The sequence below is a fragment of the Acinetobacter sp. YH12094 genome (assembly GCF_013419295.1).
GTDB lineage: Bacteria > Pseudomonadota > Gammaproteobacteria > Pseudomonadales > Moraxellaceae > Acinetobacter > Acinetobacter amyesii.
This window is the reverse complement of the sequence record NZ_VPAK01000035.1, coordinates 1-18,000: the sequence shown is the minus strand read 5'-3', so window position 1 is coordinate 18,000 and position 18,000 is coordinate 1. Positions and strand designations below refer to the sequence as shown.

Sequence of the window (18,000 nt, the reverse complement as noted above, 5' to 3'; positions counted from 1 at the left end):
GGCTTAGCATCAATTAAGCGAATCCATTTGGATACAAGATTTGTATTCAATCCATGTTGCAAAGCGACTGAAGCAATTGAAACGTCCGGTGCTTTACAAGCCTGAACGATCTGCTGTTTAAATTCAGGACTGTATGTTCTTCGTTTTTTCGCAAGAGATGCGATGGATGTCTGATTATTTGTAGTCATAAATTTAAGTCCCCACTTGTTTCTAAGTGGGGACTAAATTAAGGCTTATAGGATGAATTCATAAGGTGTGTTCAGCGGACGCTTACTGACAAAATTTATTTTATAACTACGTGTAATAAAGAAAATTATTTTGATCTGTCACACTTGTCACAGTAAAAAATAGAATTAAATGACATCACCATGATGTGGCATTATGACTGGACAATGGGAATTGGCTTACTGTCATTCAATAAAATTATATTGCTAATGCCGTATGTGTATTGGCAATATGTCCATATATATAGGTCTCTTTGTTTTGAAAGTACACATCAAAACAAGGACTCATTAAATTATCCTTATGGGCTTGAATCTTAAAAATTTGACACAAATGATTCAAATAATGATTGATCCAGTCATTCTGATTTTCAAATGAAGAAAATGGTCTAAGATTGGCATATAAATCTTGCAGATTCGCAACGATAGCCGAAATATCAGGATTGAAGAAAGATAATATAATCTCGTTGGTTTCAAATTTCTTTGCGATGTATTCACCATGCTCATCAGGCTGTATTGATGTAAGTTGCGCACCTGTTTCGGTATATTCAGAATAGGTCAATTTTGAGTTTTGAATATGGAAATGATGTACTTCTAGCTCTCGCATCATTCTTGATATTTTTAGGCACTTTGGCAGGTCTTCAAGATTGGATTTGGATAATTTAATAAAGAACTCAACTGCACGATCTAAAACAGTTTTTTCCCCTGTGCCAGCAATGATGCCATCCTTCTAAAAATAGAGCTTATCTGAATCATCCGAGAGGAATTCATAATCTTCGGTTGCTTCACGTTTATCAGCAGCAACGATAATACTATCTTCTAATTGGATTGAGATGATAAACGTCATACGAGAAAGTTAATGCTCTGATTGGGATTTTATTGTATTCTCACGACCATTATTGTCAAATTAAAAGGACATAAAGTGGCTGGTGGCTCTCAAATAATTATTAATAAAGAAGGAATTACTTTTATTACCCCTGCAAAATTCGAAGCAAAAGCAGGGCAGCATTTGTTTAAGAATGGAGCGAAAGTTTCAACTCAACTTCCGACCTTGCCTGTCGCTAACCAACCTTATATTCTTCAATATTTAGTGAAAGCGAAAGACAATATTCCACTTGCAAATAAGCCTTATTTTATTATTGATCAAGCAGGTAATTTGCAGAAAGGCGTAACCAATGCCGAAGGTTTAATGAAACTGAATACAACACCATCAGCTCAAGATCTTGTGACTCATGTGATGGCGAGTGAAATCGAAGAAGCGCAAGAAGTCGGTGGAGAAGAAGAATAACATGGCAACGTACTATTCACGATTACAGTTTAAAGTAAATCCACCTTTGCAATATAAAGACTTTTCCTTCCAGTTTTTAGTTGTTAACAGAGAACTAGGCAAGACAATTTTCAAAGACGAAGGAAACTTCGATGAAAAAGGATTTGGTAAATGGTTTCATATCTATCAACCGAATCGACTGTTGATGTATAAAATCAAATATCGGGGCGAGGTCATTAAAACGCTTACCGCCAAAGCCTATCCTGAACCCAATAAATGGAGTTTTTTTGAGTTTAAAACGACAGTCAGAAAAACAGAAAACGTTAAAGAAAATATACAAGAAATACGAATCAATGACGGTGAGGTTGCGTGGTATTTGGTTAAAAAGTCTGAACCTGTGATGACTTGGGCGCAACGTGTATTTAAAAAGCCATTGACGGAAAAAGATTGGGGAATTTTAAAAGCGAACAATCCACATTTGACTAATTTGGTCTCAATGGGTGTTTTGCAGCCTGGGCAGGTGGTAATTATCTCAAATTCAACCACAGCGAAGGAATTACCCGAATATAAAAAGCAAGCACAGCAGGCACATCAAAATTTAGAGCAAATGAAAAAGGATAAAGATTTTGATGCGGTGTTTTTCGCACAAAACTATGAATTTTTCTACGATGCATTATTGAGAGAAAACGCCAAGATTATTAATAAAAATATCTTTGAAGAAAATGACCATCCCCTAACGATTAAATTTAATAAGCAAGAAGAAGATGGATTTTTTGAGCAAAAGATGGCGGTTGATGCTTCTTTATCATTGGTTGAGGGACAAGCGCATCGGGTTTACAGATTACATGGTGAACTCGCTCTAAAGTATGCCGAAGAACAAGCCAAAGGCTCAGGGTTAGCAAACCCTAAAAATTTTACCCAGTTCAAACAGAAATATGCAAATTTGTATAGGGAGTTAGATAACGAAGGAACTAAGAAATTCTTGCGTTGGGATCAGTCGATTAAAACCACCAATATGCGCCGTATGTTGAAGCAATCAGCATTGTTTAGAGACAATAACTTTAAAGGCGGACTCAAAGAATACGCCAAAGAAATGGGCAAAATTGGTAAGTTTGCGACACAACTAAAGATAGCAGGCTATGTGTCTATTGGTGCAGATGTTGTAAGTTCAAGCGTAAAAGTATATGAGGCTGCACCAGAGGATAAAGCAAGAACAACAGTGGTTGAGACTGCTAAAGTTGGTACTGGTATTGGCTTAGGTGCACTTTCAACCGTACTGGTTATTGGTTTAGCTTCGGGTGGAACAGCATTAGTGGTAGTTGGTATAGTTGCTTTTTCTGCTGTACTTGCTACAAAAAGTGCATCAGAACTTACAGGATATGTTGTAGGTGAAGCCTATGACTATGTGGATGAAGCTAGGAATAAATAATGTTGGGAATTTTATTGTCCATGTTTGAAGATAGACCAGGTTTATTTATTAGTTTAATAGGTCTTTTTTTCTTTGTCTTACTATGGTTTTTTTTAATAAGTCTCTATATTTATACCAATATTTATTTAAAAGGAATTTGTAAAATAGTATATAAGGATGAGAAGAGATTTAAAAGATTAATGGAACCCTTTGATTTTTTTTATTTGAGTATCTTACCCAGTGCATATTTGAAAGAGATATTAAATATAAAATTTAATACATCATTTAAAGCCTACTATGGGAATAATGTATATTACAAAATAGGTGACTCTCAGTTAACAGAGTTGTTTAGAAATTATCCAATGTTCTTTTATTTTCATTACTCTTTCATGTTGTCAGGTTTTCTCGGTATATGTCTTCTATTTTTGGGTGTAGGATTAGAGAAGTATATTTTTTAAATAAATTTTAGCGTTCTATTGAAAACCGAGTTAATGTCTCGGTTTTTTTCTTAAAATAGCGGGTTATGTGTCTATTGCTACGGATGTTGTAGGTTCAAGCATAAAAGTATATGAAGCTGCACCTGAAGATAAAGCAAGAATAACAGTGGTTGAGACAGCAAAGTTAGGAACTGGAATTGTTGCTGGCACATTTACAGCAGCATTAATTGTCGGTTTGGCTACAGGTGGCACAGGATTAATTGTTATTGGAATTGTAGCAGTATCGGCTGCACTTGCTACGAAAGGTGCATCAGAAATTGCTGGCGTTGGTGCGGGATATATGTATGATAAAGTGGAAAGTATAAATGAATAAAATTATCAACTTATTGGTTTCAGATCATATATTTGCCTTGTTCGCTTTTGGTTTTATATTTATTCTTCTTTCTATATTCATGTATTTGGTATTTTATATATATTTAAATATTAATTTAAGGGGTGTTTGCAAAATTATATTTAATAATGAGAAAAAATATAGTAGTCCTTTAGAACCTTTTGACTTTATCGCCCTTAGTTTTCTACCAACTACTTTTTGGAGAGAGGTATTAAATATTAAATATAATAAATCTTTTAAAAAGTTGTATGGCAAGGAGTTTTATTACCAGTTAAATAAGGGGCAGTTAGTAGAGTTGCTTAGTGGGTATAGGTTTTACTTTATTTTTCAATATCTTATTTTTATTTCATCAGGTTTGGGATTATTGCTTTTAGTAGCAGGATATATTTTACAGCAAGATATTTAGATAAAGTATTGATTTATTGGGGGGAGGTAGATAAGAGACCTTTCAGATGCTGCCTTAGTAATGGCAGAAGAGAAAACCAGTCGAAAATATCGAATACATGGTGAACTCGCTCTAAAGTATGCTGAAGAACAAGCCAAAGGCTTAGGGTTAGCAAACCCTAAAAACTTTACCCAGTTCAAACAGAAGTATGCAAACTTGTATAGGGAGTTAGATAACGAAGGAACTAAGAAATTCTTGCGTTGGGATCAGTCGATTAAAACTACCAATATGCGCCGTATGTTGAAGCAATCGGCATTGGTTAGAGACAATAACTTTAAAGGTGGACTCAAAGAATACGCCAAAGAAATGGGCAAAATAGGTAAGTTTGCGACACAACTAAAGATAGCGGGTTATGTGTCTATTGCTACGGATGTTGTAGGTTCGAGCATAAAAGTGTATGAAGCTGCACCCGAAGACAAAGCAAGAACAACAGTTGTTGAGACTGCTAAAGTTGGCGCTGGTATTGGTTTTGGAATTTATGCAAGTTATTTAATTGTCGGACTTGCGACAGGTGGAACAGGATTAATTGGTATTGTTGCTGCTGGAGCTGCTATTGCCGCTAAAGGTACATCTGAGATTGTTGGATGGGGTGCAGGAACGGCTTATGATGTTATTGAAGAAAATGTAAGCAAATAAGTATGGAAATTATACTAATTTTATTTAAAAAGATTCCATTCATAACGTTGGGACTTTTATTTTTTATTTTGCTGTGGGTATTTTTCATAAGCCTTTATATCTATACCAATATTTATCTAAAAGGAATTTGCCAAATTTTATATAAGAATGAGAAACGATTTACAAGATTGATGGAACCATTTGATTTCTTTCATTTGAGTATGTTGCCCAGTGCCTATTGGAGAGAATTATCAAATATAAAGTTTAATACTTCTTTTAAAACCTACTATGGGAATAATGTATATCAAAAAATAGGTGATTCCCAGTTAAAGGAAATGTTGAAAAAGTATCCTGTATTTTTTTATCTACATTACTTTGTTATAGTGTCAGGTATTTTAGGTACTTTATTTATGCTTTATGCATACATTCATGCACATTATTTTTAAAAAGATTTGAAACTCTATCAAAAACTAAAACCGAGTGGCTTTGTTGCATAAATATGTAAGCATCTGATTTAAATAAATTTAATTTTGGATCAAAAAACAATCAAAACTTTTAAAATCATATAGTTATGAAATCTTTGTGCAACATAGCCGTTTGGTTAATATTCCTGAATAATTTCATAGAGTAAGCTAAATTAACATAATACACGTTATACGAACACCTCTTTGACACTTGTCAAAGATCAATGATTTTTAGATATTTTTTTCACTTTAAGGTAAGCACAGATACAAATTAAAATTCCTGAGAGTACCCAAACATAAGCACCGAATAGAACTGGTTGGCTGTTCTTGCCATCTATAACCAAAATAGTGACAAGACCATAGCACATCATTGCTAAAGTTATACAGCTCCAACGAAATGCCTTGGGATCATTTTCATCTAATAAAAAATATGTAAAAACGAGTGATAAATTTGCCCAAATTGGAAAAACTAAAATAATGGGAAATATTAAAAATTGTAAGAAAAATGAATATACAAAAAGTTCGTATCCTTTCATGCCATCGAATACAGGAAGTAACCAAGAGACAATCAGAATTAAAACAGCCATTAATGAAAAAAAATCGAGGACCTTTTCTTTTGATAAAAATTTCATTCTGAATAATTTATATGTAATTCACCGTAGTTTACTTTAAACCTATCACTGAACATAGAATGTAAAAAAGCCCGACAGGATGTCGGGCTTTTTTTATGGCTTAAATTTCTATAACTGAGTATTGATCTGATAGCGTGTATTACGTCCCCCACCTTCCAATTTGACGATACAACCTTTCTCAAGTAAGTCAGATAAATGACGAGTAGCTGTCGCCTTACTTGTTTTAGCAACTTTTTGATATTGTGACGCGCTAATACCATGTTCAAAGCCATTTTCCCCACCGTCTAATAAACGATTGAGGACTTTGCGCTGTTCTTCACTCAGGGCTAAATTTGAATATTTATGCCAAAACTGGCTTTTAAATAATGTCCGATTGATCTGTACTAAGGTTTTTTCAAGGCTATCATTCAATGTATCTAAAAACCAAACTAGCCAATCGGTGATATCAGAATCATTTTTTTGAGTTTGTTCTAATATCTCATAGTAACTTTTACGTTTATTCAATATCGCAGTAGACATAGCATATAAACGAATGCTCTGTTCATCCATTTGAGCTAAAGAAAGGTCTGTAAGTGTACGTGTAATACGTCCATTACCATCATCAAAAGGATGTAGGGTAACAAACCATAAATGGGTAATACCTGCACGTAACAGAGGATCAAGCAATGAATCATTTAGACTTTGATTAAACCAATCTATGAAGGCATTTAAGCGTTCTTCTAAGCCTTGTCTTGGCGGTGCTTCAAAATGCACTTTAGGATAGTCCAATCGACCTGAAACGACCTGCATAGGCTCTGCCCCCCTAAGTTGACCAATGCGTAAACGGTGCATTGTCCAATCTGGGTCATTGAAAAGCCAACGATGCCACTGCATGAGACGATTAACAGTCAATGGTTGCTTAACATCGTTAAGCGCATCTAGCATGATATTGGCTAAACCTTCTGATCGATCTGAGCTTGGATAAGGCTGTTCAAGTGTGACACCTAAGCGTTGAGCTAGAGATGATCGTAGTGAAAAAACATTGATCGTTTCGTTTTCAATCGCAGATGAAGCAACAAGATTGGCAAGCAGAGTATCTAGGGTGAATTGCTCTTTTGCTAAATCATGCTGACTTTGCCCCAGAATAATCCCTATTTTTTGATGTATCTGTCTGGTTTTAGGTAAGATAACTGAATCTAGCCATGTAAAATTTGTCCAGTTTTCTGTTTGCCAAATCCATTTCTGCATTTTCAATCGCTCATCTAAAATTTCAGATGAGTTGAATATAGCACTTATTCGGCTCATAACAAGAGCCGAATATGATAATTAATCAGCTCATTTTTTATAGGACATTTTAAATAGTTTATCGCATAGACATTTTAATTGGGGAATAACACAAAAAATGGGAGCTAAGCTCCCATTTTTAATGAATATTTTTAAATAAGGCTAGGATGTGCATCTAAGATTCTAATTAATGTTGCCGCTGGTCCTGTCGGATAGCGTCGGCCTTGTTCCCAGTTTTGCAGGGTGCGATGACTGATGTGGAGACGTGCAGCAAATTCGCTTTGACTTAAACCAGTTTTTTCTCGGACTTCCTTAATATCAGGTAATTCAAGTTCGGTTGTTCGACTTGCTTTGATCTCTTTGCGTTTGATTGCTCCAGCTTCTTTAATCGAAGCGACCAAGTCATCAAATAAATTGTTATCCATGAAATTGCTCCTTCACGAGTTGGCGCAGAATGGCGGTTTCTTTATCCGTTAGATCATCTTTTACAGATTTTGGATAAGCCACCAAGAAAAAGATTTGATCATCCTCATTTACCCAATAGTAAATTACTCTGATACCGCCACTTTTACCTTTATTACCTTGAGCGCAACGTACTTTCCGAATGCCACCACCATTCTTGATCAAGTCACCTTTATCAGGTTGAACCAATAGATCTTGTTGAAGTTGACGATATTCCTCATCAGATACAAGGTCTTTGATTTGCTTGGTAAAGATACTAGTTTCAATGAATAACATAGATTCTATGTACGTCAATGGCGTACAAGTATTCTAGCAGTTTCCACATTAAAAAACGAGAGCTGCTGCCCTAATAACCAAATAGAAATGTCCTATATGGACATTTCCAAGTCAAGCACAGGATTCAGATTTCGTTGTTCAATCGCTGTTTTCTGTGCTTGTCTTCGTGGCATCTTTTGAGAACGATTGCGTTTGTTTTGGTGTTCCAGTTCTTCATGCTGTTGTTGGATATGATTCAGAACAGCACCCAACCGTTTATTCTCAACAATCTCTCGCTGATTCAGCTGACTTAATTTATCGAAGATACTGTAATTGATTTTTCTACCTTGGTGTTCAATGGCTACCGTACCATCCGGGTATTCCAGAAACTCAATATACTTGCCGATCAATCTTTGATTTTCTTCTGTTTTTTTCAGGATATATACGCATTTATCATATGTAATCGTCAGGCTGTTTGTAACTTTGCGAGGTTCACGCCAGGTAAAAATATCATTTAACTCGTCAGCAGTTTCACTGACAGTCCGGTGTAGATCCTTGGGATTAATGGCCATCTTGGCAAATTTACGATTAAATTGCTCAATAAAGCAGGGCAACCATGCATTGGCTTGCTCAATCGAACTAATGCCTTCCAGACGCATTTCTTTAATCAGACGGTCTTGAAGCGTTCTATTGGCTCGTTCTACACGGCCTTTAGCTTGTGGTGAGTTGGCGAAGATGATATCGATATTGAGGGTACTGAGCACACGTCCAAATTGCGTGATCTTGGTGTCTTTATTGCTGCTTTGATTCACCCTGAAGACTGAATGTTTGTCGCTGTAAAATGCTAAAGGCTTACCGTGCTGTTCGACATATAAGCGTGTTGAAATCATATAGTCAAAGGCTGATTCTGATTCACAGAAGCGTAAATGCTGTAATTTTCCTGTGGCATCATCGATAAATACCAGTAGGCAGCACTTGGCAGAACGGCCTTCAAACCAGTCATGATATGAGCCATCAATCTGGATCAGTTCACCGACGCAATCTCGGTTATAACGAGGCTGATACGGTCGTTTCAGACGCTTGGCGCGAGGAATCCATAAATTAGCTGCAATCATCCAAGAACGTAGTGTTTCCACTGAAATATCAAATCCATGAACAGTGGTGAGCTTTTCATGCGCTAAAGTGGGTCCAAAACCGTGGAATTGCTCAGCAACAAGATTGAGGCACTTGAGCCTGATTTCTTCAGGAAGCCTGGAGTTGCTGGTTTGGCCACGTGCAGCATGTGCTAATGCAGCTGGGCCTTGAGCTTTATATTTCTGCAGTAATCGTCTGATTTGACGTTCTGAGATATGAAGTAGCTGAGCAGCCTGAGGTTGAGTTATGCGTTGATCGCAGATTTCCTGCAAGACCGACAATCGTTTAAGTTCTTTATCCGACATAGACACCAACATATCAAACCGTCCGCTAAGGAAATTGCAAAAGTGCATATTCTAAAAGCGGACATTTTTACTTTGGAGAAACCGGACATTTCTACTTTGGGCTTACATAATTAATTAATTAATGGATGTTCGTATAGATTACTTGCATATTGTATTCGATCGAATACAATATGGTGAGAAGAGAAGGAATACTCATGATTGAAATTAAACGTCTGCCAGAATTTGATGAATGGTTAGATGGCATTAAAGACAATATGACTCGTATCCGCCTGAATCGTCGATTAGATAAGGTTCAACGTGGAAATTGGGGAGATATTAAACCTCTCCAGGATGGCGTTTGGGAAATGAGAGAATTCTTCGGTTCCGGATGGAGGATGTATTACATCCAACATGGTGACGTAGTGATTGTAATGCTTGGTGGAGGAGATAAATCAACTCAACAACAAGACATCGATCGTGCAGTCAAATTATCGAAAACATTGGAGGATTAAAATGGTTAAAGTCGCTGATTTACCAAGTTTTGATATGGCTGAGTCACTCAAAACTGAAGAAGACATTGTGATGTATCTCAACATAGTTCTTGAAGAAAATGATCCAGCTGAATTAGCTCATGCCCTTGGCGTAATTGCTAAAGCTCGTGGCATGACTCAAATCGCTAAAGAAGCAGGGATTGGACGTGAAGCACTTTACAAAGCCCTACGTCAGGATTCAGCACCACGTTTTGATACGATTAATCGTGTAGTGAATGCTTTAGGCTTAAAACTCACAGTACAACACGCCTAAAATATTAAAAAATATAATAAAAATGGGAGATTAAAGCTCCCATTTTTTATTTCGTATAAGGTGTATTATGTTAATTTTAGGAAATCTTTAGAACCACTGAAAATAATCAACTTAATTACGAATGACTTTATATTTTTTTCTATGTGAAGTACCTTTTGTAATTATTCTTTTAATGATAAATTAAAATTAAGCATTTACACAAAATTTAGAACAGTCTCAAAACTTTATTTTCAACTATTCTATATATATATCAAAGCTATAGAATTCTTTAGGTAAGCTTGTATCATCTAGGGTATTTTTTGCTACTACCTGATACTTTAAAGTTCCGTCACTCAGTTGATATTCCGCTAGTTGATTTGAGTAACTAAGCTTTTCTTTTTTCAATAGTTTTAATTTTAATTCATTTAATACATTTATATCTGAATTTTTCAAAATAAAGCTTACTGGTCCACCAGAGGATAAAGAAATATAAGTTAATTTATTATTATCTTTTTTATATTTCAAATAAACTTCCGTTTGAGATAAATTAGGAATATTAATATAATGATAAGACATATAAGGATCGCTAAAATCCTTGCTATACATTTTTTCTTTTTTTCCTAAAACAGGATCAATATCCTGAAAATTATTTTCTTTTGCTTTTTTTATAACATACTCAGATATTTTCAAAAAATCATTTTCTGATATCCAATCTCTTAGAGATCCAAAATATTCTTTATCATATTCATCATTTGTCATAACAAGTTTCTCAATTTTAGGAATAATATTTATCTTCTGATGGTTCTCAGCAGGATTATCTTTTTCATGACAACCCATTAGTGCAAAAACACATAATATCAATAAAGCATGTTTAGTTACCATTTTATATAATCCAAATCATTCATTGCAGGAACATACTCTTTAATTAATTTTTTAGGATCTTCTTTCGTATATTTACTTGGATCTGTTGGAAATACTTTATATGGTGTTCCTGCTTTTTTAAAGTCATCAAAAAGCCAGTAAGGAGTAACTGCTCTAATATATACATAATACGTTCCCGTTTTCCCTTTCCCTATTGGTAATTCAGGTATATAAGGTCTTAATATTTCAAGCATTGTTTCTGCACATGGGCTTTGTTGCACAAACCTATCTGTAAAGGCTTTTTCAGCGATATAATTTTCAAATGAAGAAGCCTATTGGTCGTAGTGCTTTTGGGAACTTATATCTAATTGGGAAAAATACGAGATCAAAAATAGTCATTAATATTAGTGACTTAAGAATTTATCCAACAATAAGGGAAGGTACAAATAACACTGAATTACCACTTTTAAGATCTCTTTTATCAACAATAACAATAGAAGGGTCAAGAAAAGCAATTGATATTTATGATCAGAATGAAAAACTACTTTTTGATCGTTGTTTAACTAATTTAGGCGAACTGAAAGACAATGAAATTTATGCTTATGAACCGCCTGCTGTACTTGGTGGAAAACAGCTCATAGAGAACATGAAAAAAGTTGATCTATTTCAATATATTCCTTTTGTGGCTCAACTCGATAAATTCCAAGTCATGCTTGATATTTCTAAAGAAGTTGATTGCACCGCAAAACCTTAAGTAATGAGTTGGGTGAATGTGTTTGGGAAATTAAGCAGAATACATGGGGTATTGCTTTAGAAATTAAGGCTAGTGAAAACCTACTTGAACAAACAAATATTCGTTTCCAAGGCCAATATTACGACAAGGAGACAGGTTTACATTATAACCGCTACAGATATTATGAGCCGCATAGTGCAAGGTATGTAAGTAAAGATCCAATAGGACTAGAAGGTGGATTGAATAACTTGGCTTATGTGAATGATCCTAATTTGTGGGTCGATCCAGAAGGATTAAATAGTTTTAATTTTGGTGAAATGTTTGGAATTCCAGCAAGTGCTCAAGCTAGAATAGCATATGAAGGACAGCGTAATTATGATTGTTGGATGAAAACAGGGAGACAATGTGAAATTGCAGTAGAACCTTTGTTTGATTATGTAATATGTACTGGAGGATTCTCAGCATTTGGAGGTTCTAAGATATATAATTTACATAATGGTAATGTCTATACCGCGGGTGGTATTTCGTTAACTGGAACTAAAGATATGAAAGATCATGCAAAAACGGTAGGAGATATTGCTGAAAAAAGTATAGATAATAAATTTAAAATAGGAGCTACTAAGCTGAATAAACTAAGAAAAATGTTTAGTGGTAGCTGCATGGCAGGATATATATTAAATAAACCATCAGGTTTGACAAATTCAAAAGCTACTGATGAATTTCTAACAGGCATGGGAATATCTCAGAGTGTTGGATGGTGGGGAGCTAGGATTGGAGTTACAACTCCTGCTGGCTCCTTCTTTGATAGGAATGGACCTGTTGGTGTGGAAGTTGGTATGGGTACTCCTGGAGTAGATATAAGTGTAAGTGATAGTAAGCCTACTTTAGTTCGTACACAAGATTAGAGGTTATAAAATGAAAAAAATACTATGTTATATTATACTATCTCTTTTACTTATAAACTGCACATCATTAAATAATAGTAAAAATGATGAAATAGATTTAAAAGAATTATCTGAAAAACTATTTAAAGAATATAGTTTTAGTTATGAGACTCTCCGGAAAAAAAGCTCTACTCAACTTGTGGTTTTAAAAATAAGTAAAGAAAATTTCTCTAATAATGATTATGAAAAAATAAAAAAAGCGTTATTAGCTGATAAATGGAGTTTGATTGATTCATATAATAACTATTATAGTTTTTGTAAAACAAATGATTACTCTGTTGATATATTAAATCCTATTTATAGTAAACATTACTCAAGAGATGGTGATGAAGTTAACTTTACTAGTAATGATTATTGGTATTTCGCTTTTTATTACAATAAATTAGGGATTAATACATGTATGGAATATTACAGAAATTAAAACGCCATTTACTCGCTGAGAATAATTTAACTTTATTTGGTTGAGAAAGATGAATTAGAACGGGTTATATTTTATCACTGTGTAGGTACTCCACAAACTCTCATTAAGTAAGCGTCTGCTGATGCGCAGCAAGTCAAATATATCAACAGTTCAGAGGGAAAAGACAAAGGCCAGCTTAAAGCAATTGTTTATCCTGATGGTTTAAAAGAACAATTTGAACATGATGAAGAAGGACGCTTGCTGAAGCATACGGATACCAAAGGTTTAAACACGCAGTACCGTTATAATGCTGCGGGTTTGCTCGAACAGTGTATAGATGCGAACCGCCATCAAATTGGCTACCAATGGGACAATCAAGGGCGTATTCAAAAGCTTACCAATCAAAACCATGCGGAATATTTATTTAGTTATAACCGTTTTGGGCAATTGGTACATGAACAAGCTTTTGATGGGGAAGAAAAGAACTATAGCTACAATGAAAATGGTCAATTGTTTCAAATTCGCCAGCCGAATGTTTTTACTCAATTTGCCTACTTTGCTGATGGCATGATTGCATCAAAAACTTATACCCATGTGCAAACGCGTCATAGCCAAACCGAAGAGTTTGAATATAATCTGAATAACCAACTGAGCAAAGCAAAAAATAAAGAAAGCCAAAGTGATTTCTATCGAAATGCGCTTGGGCAATTGGTACGTGAGCATCAGCATTACAACGTGCCAAATTTAAAGCCGATGACAGCTGTATTGCGTTATGAGTATGATGAGTTAGGTAATTTAACGAAAACGATTCGTCCCGATGGGCAAGTTCAGACCAATCTAAGCTATGGTTCAGGGCATATCTATGGTATTGCATTTAATCAACAAGATATGGTCGCGTTCCAACGTGATGACTTACACCGTGAAACAGCTCGTATGTTGGCCAATGGCTTAATTCAAAGCAAAAATTATAATGATGTCGGTCTGCTGAGTTCACAAATTATTCGACCAGAACAAGAAACTGCAGGTCGTGTACAGCATCGAGCAGAACGGCATTATCAATATGATCAAAATTATTTGCTCACCCAAGTGAATGACAGTCGATTAGGTAGGCTGACGTATCAGTATGATGCAATTGGCCGTTTAACACAGATTCAAAGCCCACACCAAACTGAAAGCTTTGCTTTTGACCCAGCAGGGAACTTGATTGACCCGATTGCCACGCAGGCGTCTCAAGTGAAAAGTAATTTGATCGCTCAATATCAGGGTAAAAACTATAAATACGATGCGCAAGGCAATGTGATTGAAAGCAGCCATGCAGGTAAAACATTAAAACTGACGTGGGATAACCTGAACCGTTTGATCCAAAGTGAGCTTAATGGTCAGGCGACTGAATATGGTTATGATGTATTTGGAAGGCGTTTATACAAGAAAAATCAAAATGCGCAAACCCTGACCTTATTCGGCTGGGAGGGTGACCTGATGATTTGGGAGTCGCAGCAATCTAAGAATGCCAATGAAAACTACACTAAGCATTATGTCTATGAACCACAGAGTTTTGTGCCACTACTGCAAACGGGCTATACAGGTTTTATCAAGCTTTTAGAAACCCCTGACTATGCTCAATTTCAACATGAGGATTATTCAGTTTATAAAGATCCGATTTGGAAGCATGAAACGAGAAAGAATAAAGCTGAATTAGAAAAAGTTGCCTTTTACCACTGTGACCAAGTAGGAACACCTCAGACTTTAAGTAATGAGTTGGGTGAGTGTGTTTGGGAAATTAAACAGGATACATGGGGCACAGCTTTAGAAATAAATACAGGTGATAACCTGCTTGAGCAAAGTAATCTAAGATTCCAAGGACAGTATTACGATAGTGAAACAGGGTTACATTATAACCGTTATCGTTATTATGAGCCGTTTAGTGCAAGGTATGTGAGTAAGGACCCAATAGGGTTGTTTGGAGGGTTGAATAATTCTGCTTATGTAAGTGATCCAAATCTGTGGATTGATCCAATGGGGTTGCAAGATAAAAAAAATAATGGTTTTACTCAAAAAACTCTTGAGCTTATGGCAGCCTCTGATAAGAGAGCTATAGATTTGATAAAACGTGAAAGTTCTTTTATGTCTGTAGAGAAGAGAGAGGCGAATGCAGAAGCTTACAGGCAACAACAATTAGCAGCAAAAGTTAAAGAAGATGAACAAAAAAGGAAAGAGAAACGAAGAGAATATAGTGGACAGATGGGGATTAATCAAATGAATGTTCCAGGAAAGTCTCAAGTACCACAAAAATCATTGACCCAAATAGCTAAGGAAAATGTAAAGACTACAGGCACAATTGGTGAGTTTTCAACAAAAGCAATTGGTGGATTTAGTGGGGCAGTAGGGTTAGCAGATTCTCAAACTGCGGATGGTAAAAATAAAAAATGTGGAATAGCCTATATTTGTCCTTCTTTTGGAGCAGCAGTAGAGGTCACTGGAAGTATACAAAAGTTAGTAAGCACCTCAAAGTTGAGTTCAGGTATTAGCGCATCAACTTGTGTAAATGGAGCAGCAGGTGCTTTAGTTGGTGCTAAAGGTTCAGTTTGTACTACAAATTTTGATTCGAGTGGGATCGATTTGAAAAATAGAACAACAGGAATAAAAAGCCCAAAAGATTATGCAAGTGTAGATAACTATACTGGGACTGCGGGTCCAGCTATAGGCGTTGCTTTAGGGGCTGATGTATCTTTTTGTCCTCAAATAACAATTTGCAGTGCACCCAAATAATATTTTGTTTTATATGGAATTTTTATGAGAATTTTATTGTTGATTTCACTGACTCTAGTATTGGGAAGTTTGGGAGGATGTATAAAGTCTAATACCGAATCAAAAAAATTGGAAGTTATACAAGTACCTTGTGAGATATATAATGAAAATGGAATTATTGGTTGTGGAAAAATACCAATAAGTCTAAAAGAAGAAGTTAATAAAATATTATCTCCACATTGTAATAGCAACTTTGATAATTTCAATGCAGCAACAAAAAAATGTTTGGAAGAAAATAAAAAAAGAGTAAGTGATGCTTATTTTTTAGGAAATTTTACATATTACGGAAAACATTTTATAAAAAATGAAGATGCTGGATTAGAACTGATCAAGTTTTCAGCAGATAACCAAAATCCAGAAGCAAATTTGTGGCTCAGCGAATACTACGCAAAAAATGGTAATATTCAACAATCCATTAAATATCTTAAAATTGCTTCAGATTTAGGAAGCCCCTTGGCTATGCATAACTTGGGTGCAAGATATAGTAGAGGTTTGGGTGTTGAGAAAAATATTGAAAAATCATTGCTATTATTAAATCAATCAAAAAAATATATTGCAGCTTCCTATTCTGAAATAGCTTTGATTGATTTAATGAATGGGGATGTGGATAGTTTTGTTAAAAATAATAATATTGCAGCTGAAAATAAATATTGGTTTGCTCTTGCTGATCTAGCAGCTCTATATCTCGGTGAAATGCCTAGTTTTGAAGAGTACTTGGATTTAGAAAAAGCAGATGAATTGGCTAATAAACTAATAAGTCATGATGTAATAACAGGAGATTTTATTAAGGCTAGAGTGTTGAAGCATAAAAGTGAAAAAAATCCTGAAGTTTGTAAATTATATAAAAAATCATTTGAAAATGGTTACTTGCCAGCTGGAATTAATTTGGGTGCTGAATATTTAAAAGGAAATTATTGTGAAAAGGATTACCATCAAGCATTAAATGTTAATTTAGTTTTATTTAAAGTTGGGAGCAATGATATAAAAATTGTTTCAGCATCAAACTTAGGATTTATATACTTAAATGGTTTAGGTGTGCCAAAAGATATTGTTCGATCTAAGGTGTATTTGGAATATGCTGCAGAGCATGGTTATCAGCCCGCACAAGATATGCTCAATAATTTGAAATAAACTTTGGGGTTGTACTAGATTAGCAATATGTTAATCAATGAAAATAAAGCTAACTAACTGTAAATTAGGTAAGAAAATCCAATTAAAACTACTTGAATTTTTCGTGCTAGAAGTTACTGCAAGAGCTGCTGCTGATTTATTAAAAATTCATAATAATTCAGCAGCACTTTTGTTTACTAAAATTCGTAAAATTATTGCTTATCATTTAGAGATAGAAGCCTTTGAAATATTTGATGGTGAAATTGAGTTAAATGAAAGCTATTTTGGTGGAACTCGTAAGGGTAAACGAGGGCGTGGTGCCGCTGATAAAGTTATTTTTTGTATTTGGATTATTGAAGCGTAATGTAAGGTTTATACCGTTGTTGTTCCTGATACTAAATTTAGTACTTTAATGCCTGTAATTCTAAGAAAATTACTCTAGATAGCATTGTCTATACTGACCAATGGCGTAGCTACAATGCCTTGGATGTTGCAGGTTTTTGCCATGATAGAGTTAATCATTCAACTCATTTTGAAAATGGGAAAAATCATATAAATGGAATTGGGAATTTTTGGAAACAAGCGAAAAGAATATTGAGAAAATATAATGATATTCCTAAAGAATTTTTTCCCTTGTTTCTAAAGGAATGTAAGTTTAAATTTAATTATGGAAGTCCAAGTCAACAGTTGAAAACTTTGTGAGTTTGGACTGGAATTCAAACCTTATCTAGTAAAGCCCCAAAATTTTATATATTAATTATCTAAGCAAACTTTTGTTGGCTAAATGTCTTTTATAATTTTAATTTACAAAACTATAGGGCTTTGTTGCACAAAGATTTTAAATGCAAAGCGCCCCTAATTGAGCCAAATTTAAGGCATAACTTGGGTAAGTGGCCGACCTAATTCCGTAAATCTGTTGAGGACTGCTACACGTGTATAAATCTCATTCACTTGGTTATCAAAACTCCTTGCACTGAGTTTATCCCCCAATAATTTGATGCAATGCATCTTAGTTTCGACCAAACTTCGGCAATGATAGCCGGACCATTTTTTCCATAATGTCCTGCCTAAACGTTTAACTGT

20 protein-coding genes and 4 pseudogenes are annotated in these 18,000 nt (G+C 35.0%); 14 read left to right on the top strand and 10 right to left on the bottom strand.

What is annotated here, in order from left to right; translation table 11 throughout:
- Window positions 1-188, bottom strand: a 188-nt coding sequence (locus FTU34_RS16185; RefSeq protein ID WP_180036215.1) for a transposase, incomplete at its 3' end; no start/stop codon positions are given.
- A 235-nt stretch (window positions 189-423) separates the two neighbouring features.
- Window positions 424-831, bottom strand: coding sequence for a hypothetical protein (locus FTU34_RS17945; protein ID WP_257226313.1), 408 nt, complete (start codon window positions 829-831; stop codon window positions 424-426).
- Between the two features lie 312 nt (window positions 832-1,143).
- On the opposite strand from FTU34_RS17945, the gene FTU34_RS16175 reads away from it, so the two are divergent.
- From FTU34_RS16175 to FTU34_RS16150, 6 genes are all read left to right on the top strand, one after another.
- Window positions 1,144-1,509, top strand: a complete 366-nt coding sequence (locus FTU34_RS16175; RefSeq protein WP_104488279.1) for a hypothetical protein — start codon at window positions 1,144-1,146, stop codon at window positions 1,507-1,509.
- A 1-nt stretch (window position 1,510) separates the two neighbouring features.
- Complete coding sequence (locus FTU34_RS16170; protein WP_180036214.1) at window positions 1,511-2,917, top strand: hypothetical protein; 1,407 nt, start codon at window positions 1,511-1,513, stop codon at window positions 2,915-2,917.
- Complete coding sequence (locus tag FTU34_RS16165) at window positions 2,917-3,354, top strand: hypothetical protein (protein ID WP_180036213.1); 438 nt, start codon at window positions 2,917-2,919, stop codon at window positions 3,352-3,354. The genes FTU34_RS16170 and FTU34_RS16165 overlap by 1 nt, the downstream gene beginning before the upstream one ends.
- 67 nt (window positions 3,355-3,421) lie before the next feature.
- Window positions 3,422-3,706, top strand: coding sequence for a hypothetical protein (locus tag FTU34_RS16160; protein ID WP_257226312.1), 285 nt, complete (start codon window positions 3,422-3,424; stop codon window positions 3,704-3,706).
- The gene (locus FTU34_RS16155) at window positions 3,699-4,130 is read left to right on the top strand and encodes a hypothetical protein (RefSeq protein ID WP_075167881.1); all 432 of its coding nucleotides are present in this window, start codon (window positions 3,699-3,701) and stop codon (window positions 4,128-4,130) included. The genes FTU34_RS16160 and FTU34_RS16155 overlap by 8 nt, the downstream gene beginning before the upstream one ends.
- A 60-nt stretch (window positions 4,131-4,190) precedes the next feature.
- Window positions 4,191-4,805, top strand: coding sequence for a hypothetical protein (locus tag FTU34_RS16150; RefSeq protein WP_228154778.1), 615 nt, complete (start codon window positions 4,191-4,193; stop codon window positions 4,803-4,805).
- A gap of 664 nt (window positions 4,806-5,469) precedes the next feature.
- Here the strand turns inward: FTU34_RS16150 and FTU34_RS16145 are convergent.
- The 5 genes from FTU34_RS16145 to FTU34_RS16125 all read right to left on the bottom strand — a co-directional run bounded on the left by FTU34_RS16145 (window position 5,470) and on the right by FTU34_RS16125 (window position 9,299).
- Window positions 5,470-5,835 carry a hypothetical protein gene (locus FTU34_RS16145; protein WP_180112652.1) on the bottom strand — a complete coding sequence of 122 codons (366 nt, stop codon included), beginning with the start codon at window positions 5,833-5,835 and terminating at the stop codon, window positions 5,470-5,472.
- A gap of 153 nt (window positions 5,836-5,988) precedes the next feature.
- Window positions 5,989-7,107, bottom strand: a complete 1,119-nt coding sequence (locus FTU34_RS16140) for a Fic family protein (RefSeq protein WP_180036211.1) — start codon at window positions 7,105-7,107, stop codon at window positions 5,989-5,991.
- Window positions 7,108-7,295: 188 nt separating this feature from the next.
- Window positions 7,296-7,568, bottom strand: coding sequence for a NadS family protein (gene nadS / locus FTU34_RS16135; RefSeq protein ID WP_111861356.1), 273 nt, complete (start codon window positions 7,566-7,568; stop codon window positions 7,296-7,298).
- Entirely contained in the window at window positions 7,561-7,881 is a 321-nt protein-coding gene (locus tag FTU34_RS16130; protein WP_111861355.1) for a type II toxin-antitoxin system RelE/ParE family toxin, read from the bottom strand. The genes nadS and FTU34_RS16130 overlap by 8 nt, the downstream gene beginning before the upstream one ends.
- 92 nt (window positions 7,882-7,973) lie before the next feature.
- Window positions 7,974-9,299, bottom strand: a complete 1,326-nt coding sequence (locus FTU34_RS16125; RefSeq protein WP_180036210.1) for an ISNCY family transposase — start codon at window positions 9,297-9,299, stop codon at window positions 7,974-7,976.
- 194 nt (window positions 9,300-9,493) lie between these two features.
- On the opposite strand from FTU34_RS16125, the gene FTU34_RS16120 reads away from it, so the two are divergent.
- Both FTU34_RS16120 and FTU34_RS16115 read left to right on the top strand, forming a co-directional pair.
- Window positions 9,494-9,790 (top strand): type II toxin-antitoxin system RelE/ParE family toxin, encoded by a 297-nt coding sequence (locus FTU34_RS16120; RefSeq protein ID WP_004647749.1) that lies wholly within the window; start codon window positions 9,494-9,496, stop codon window positions 9,788-9,790.
- A 1-nt stretch (window position 9,791) separates the two neighbouring features.
- Complete coding sequence (locus FTU34_RS16115; protein ID WP_070155664.1) at window positions 9,792-10,082, top strand: addiction module antidote protein; 291 nt, start codon at window positions 9,792-9,794, stop codon at window positions 10,080-10,082.
- A gap of 234 nt (window positions 10,083-10,316) precedes the next feature.
- Here the strand turns inward: FTU34_RS16115 and FTU34_RS16110 are convergent, their stop codons facing one another.
- Complete coding sequence (locus FTU34_RS16110; protein WP_180112650.1) at window positions 10,317-10,943, bottom strand: hypothetical protein; 627 nt, start codon at window positions 10,941-10,943, stop codon at window positions 10,317-10,319.
- On the bottom strand, window positions 10,937-11,203 hold the full coding sequence (locus FTU34_RS16105) for a hypothetical protein (protein WP_180036251.1): 267 nt from the start codon (window positions 11,201-11,203) through the stop codon (window positions 10,937-10,939). The genes FTU34_RS16110 and FTU34_RS16105 overlap by 7 nt, the downstream gene beginning before the upstream one ends.
- Window positions 11,204-11,244: 41 nt before the next feature.
- On the opposite strand from FTU34_RS16105, the gene FTU34_RS17940 reads away from it, so the two are divergent.
- The 6 genes and pseudogenes from FTU34_RS17940 (at window position 11,245) to FTU34_RS16075 (ending at window position 17,619) form a co-directional block, all read left to right on the top strand.
- Entirely contained in the window at window positions 11,245-11,676 is a 432-nt protein-coding gene (locus FTU34_RS17940; RefSeq protein ID WP_257226311.1) for a T6SS immunity protein Tdi1 domain-containing protein, read from the top strand.
- Window positions 11,667-12,560, top strand: a pseudogene (locus FTU34_RS16095) (RHS repeat-associated core domain-containing protein); the annotation flags it as partial. The gene FTU34_RS17940 and the pseudogene FTU34_RS16095, both read left to right, overlap by 10 nt.
- 10 nt (window positions 12,561-12,570) lie before the next feature.
- Window positions 12,571-13,020 (top strand): hypothetical protein, encoded by a 450-nt coding sequence (locus tag FTU34_RS16090; RefSeq protein WP_111886095.1) that lies wholly within the window; start codon window positions 12,571-12,573, stop codon window positions 13,018-13,020.
- 114 nt (window positions 13,021-13,134) lie between these two features.
- Window positions 13,135-15,768 (top strand): annotated as a pseudogene (locus FTU34_RS16085) (RHS repeat-associated core domain-containing protein); the annotation flags it as partial.
- A gap of 24 nt (window positions 15,769-15,792) precedes the next feature.
- Entirely contained in the window at window positions 15,793-16,938 is a 1,146-nt protein-coding gene (locus FTU34_RS16080; protein WP_111884761.1) for a tetratricopeptide repeat protein, read from the top strand.
- A 37-nt stretch (window positions 16,939-16,975) separates the two neighbouring features.
- A pseudogene (locus tag FTU34_RS16075) lies at window positions 16,976-17,619 on the top strand (IS1595 family transposase).
- Window positions 17,620-17,787: 168 nt separating this feature from the next.
- Here the strand turns inward: FTU34_RS16075 and FTU34_RS16070 are convergent.
- Window positions 17,788-18,000 (bottom strand): annotated as a pseudogene (locus tag FTU34_RS16070) (IS5/IS1182 family transposase); the annotation flags it as partial.

Bases quoted from the DNA above. Each gene is read 5' to 3' on its own strand.
- nadS (WP_111861356.1), bottom strand. From the start codon at position 7,568: ATGGATAACAATTTATTTGATGACTTGGTCGCTTCGATTAAAGAAGCT.
- FTU34_RS16125 (WP_180036210.1), bottom strand. From the start codon at position 9,299: ATGTCGGATAAAGAACTTAAACGATTGTCGGTCTTGCAGGAAATCTGC.
- FTU34_RS16110 (WP_180112650.1), bottom strand. From the start codon at position 10,943: ATGGTAACTAAACATGCTTTATTGATATTATGTGTTTTTGCACTAATG.
- FTU34_RS16150 (WP_228154778.1), top strand. From the start codon at position 4,191: ATGGCAGAAGAGAAAACCAGTCGAAAATATCGAATACATGGTGAACTC.
- FTU34_RS17945 (WP_257226313.1), bottom strand. From the start codon at position 831: ATGATGCGAGAGCTAGAAGTACATCATTTCCATATTCAAAACTCAAAA.
- FTU34_RS16130 (WP_111861355.1), bottom strand. From the start codon at position 7,881: ATGTTATTCATTGAAACTAGTATCTTTACCAAGCAAATCAAAGACCTT.
- FTU34_RS16170 (WP_180036214.1), top strand. From the start codon at position 1,511: ATGGCAACGTACTATTCACGATTACAGTTTAAAGTAAATCCACCTTTG.
- FTU34_RS16145 (WP_180112652.1), bottom strand. From the start codon at position 5,835: ATGGCTGTTTTAATTCTGATTGTCTCTTGGTTACTTCCTGTATTCGAT.
- FTU34_RS16120 (WP_004647749.1), top strand. From the start codon at position 9,494: ATGATTGAAATTAAACGTCTGCCAGAATTTGATGAATGGTTAGATGGC.
- FTU34_RS16140 (WP_180036211.1), bottom strand. From the start codon at position 7,107: ATGCAGAAATGGATTTGGCAAACAGAAAACTGGACAAATTTTACATGG.
- FTU34_RS16155 (WP_075167881.1), top strand. From the start codon at position 3,699: ATGAATAAAATTATCAACTTATTGGTTTCAGATCATATATTTGCCTTG.
- FTU34_RS16115 (WP_070155664.1), top strand. From the start codon at position 9,792: ATGGTTAAAGTCGCTGATTTACCAAGTTTTGATATGGCTGAGTCACTC.
- FTU34_RS16090 (WP_111886095.1), top strand. From the start codon at position 12,571: ATGAAAAAAATACTATGTTATATTATACTATCTCTTTTACTTATAAAC.
- FTU34_RS16165 (WP_180036213.1), top strand. From the start codon at position 2,917: ATGTTGGGAATTTTATTGTCCATGTTTGAAGATAGACCAGGTTTATTT.
- FTU34_RS16080 (WP_111884761.1), top strand. From the start codon at position 15,793: ATGAGAATTTTATTGTTGATTTCACTGACTCTAGTATTGGGAAGTTTG.
- FTU34_RS17940 (WP_257226311.1), top strand. From the start codon at position 11,245: ATGAAGAAGCCTATTGGTCGTAGTGCTTTTGGGAACTTATATCTAATT.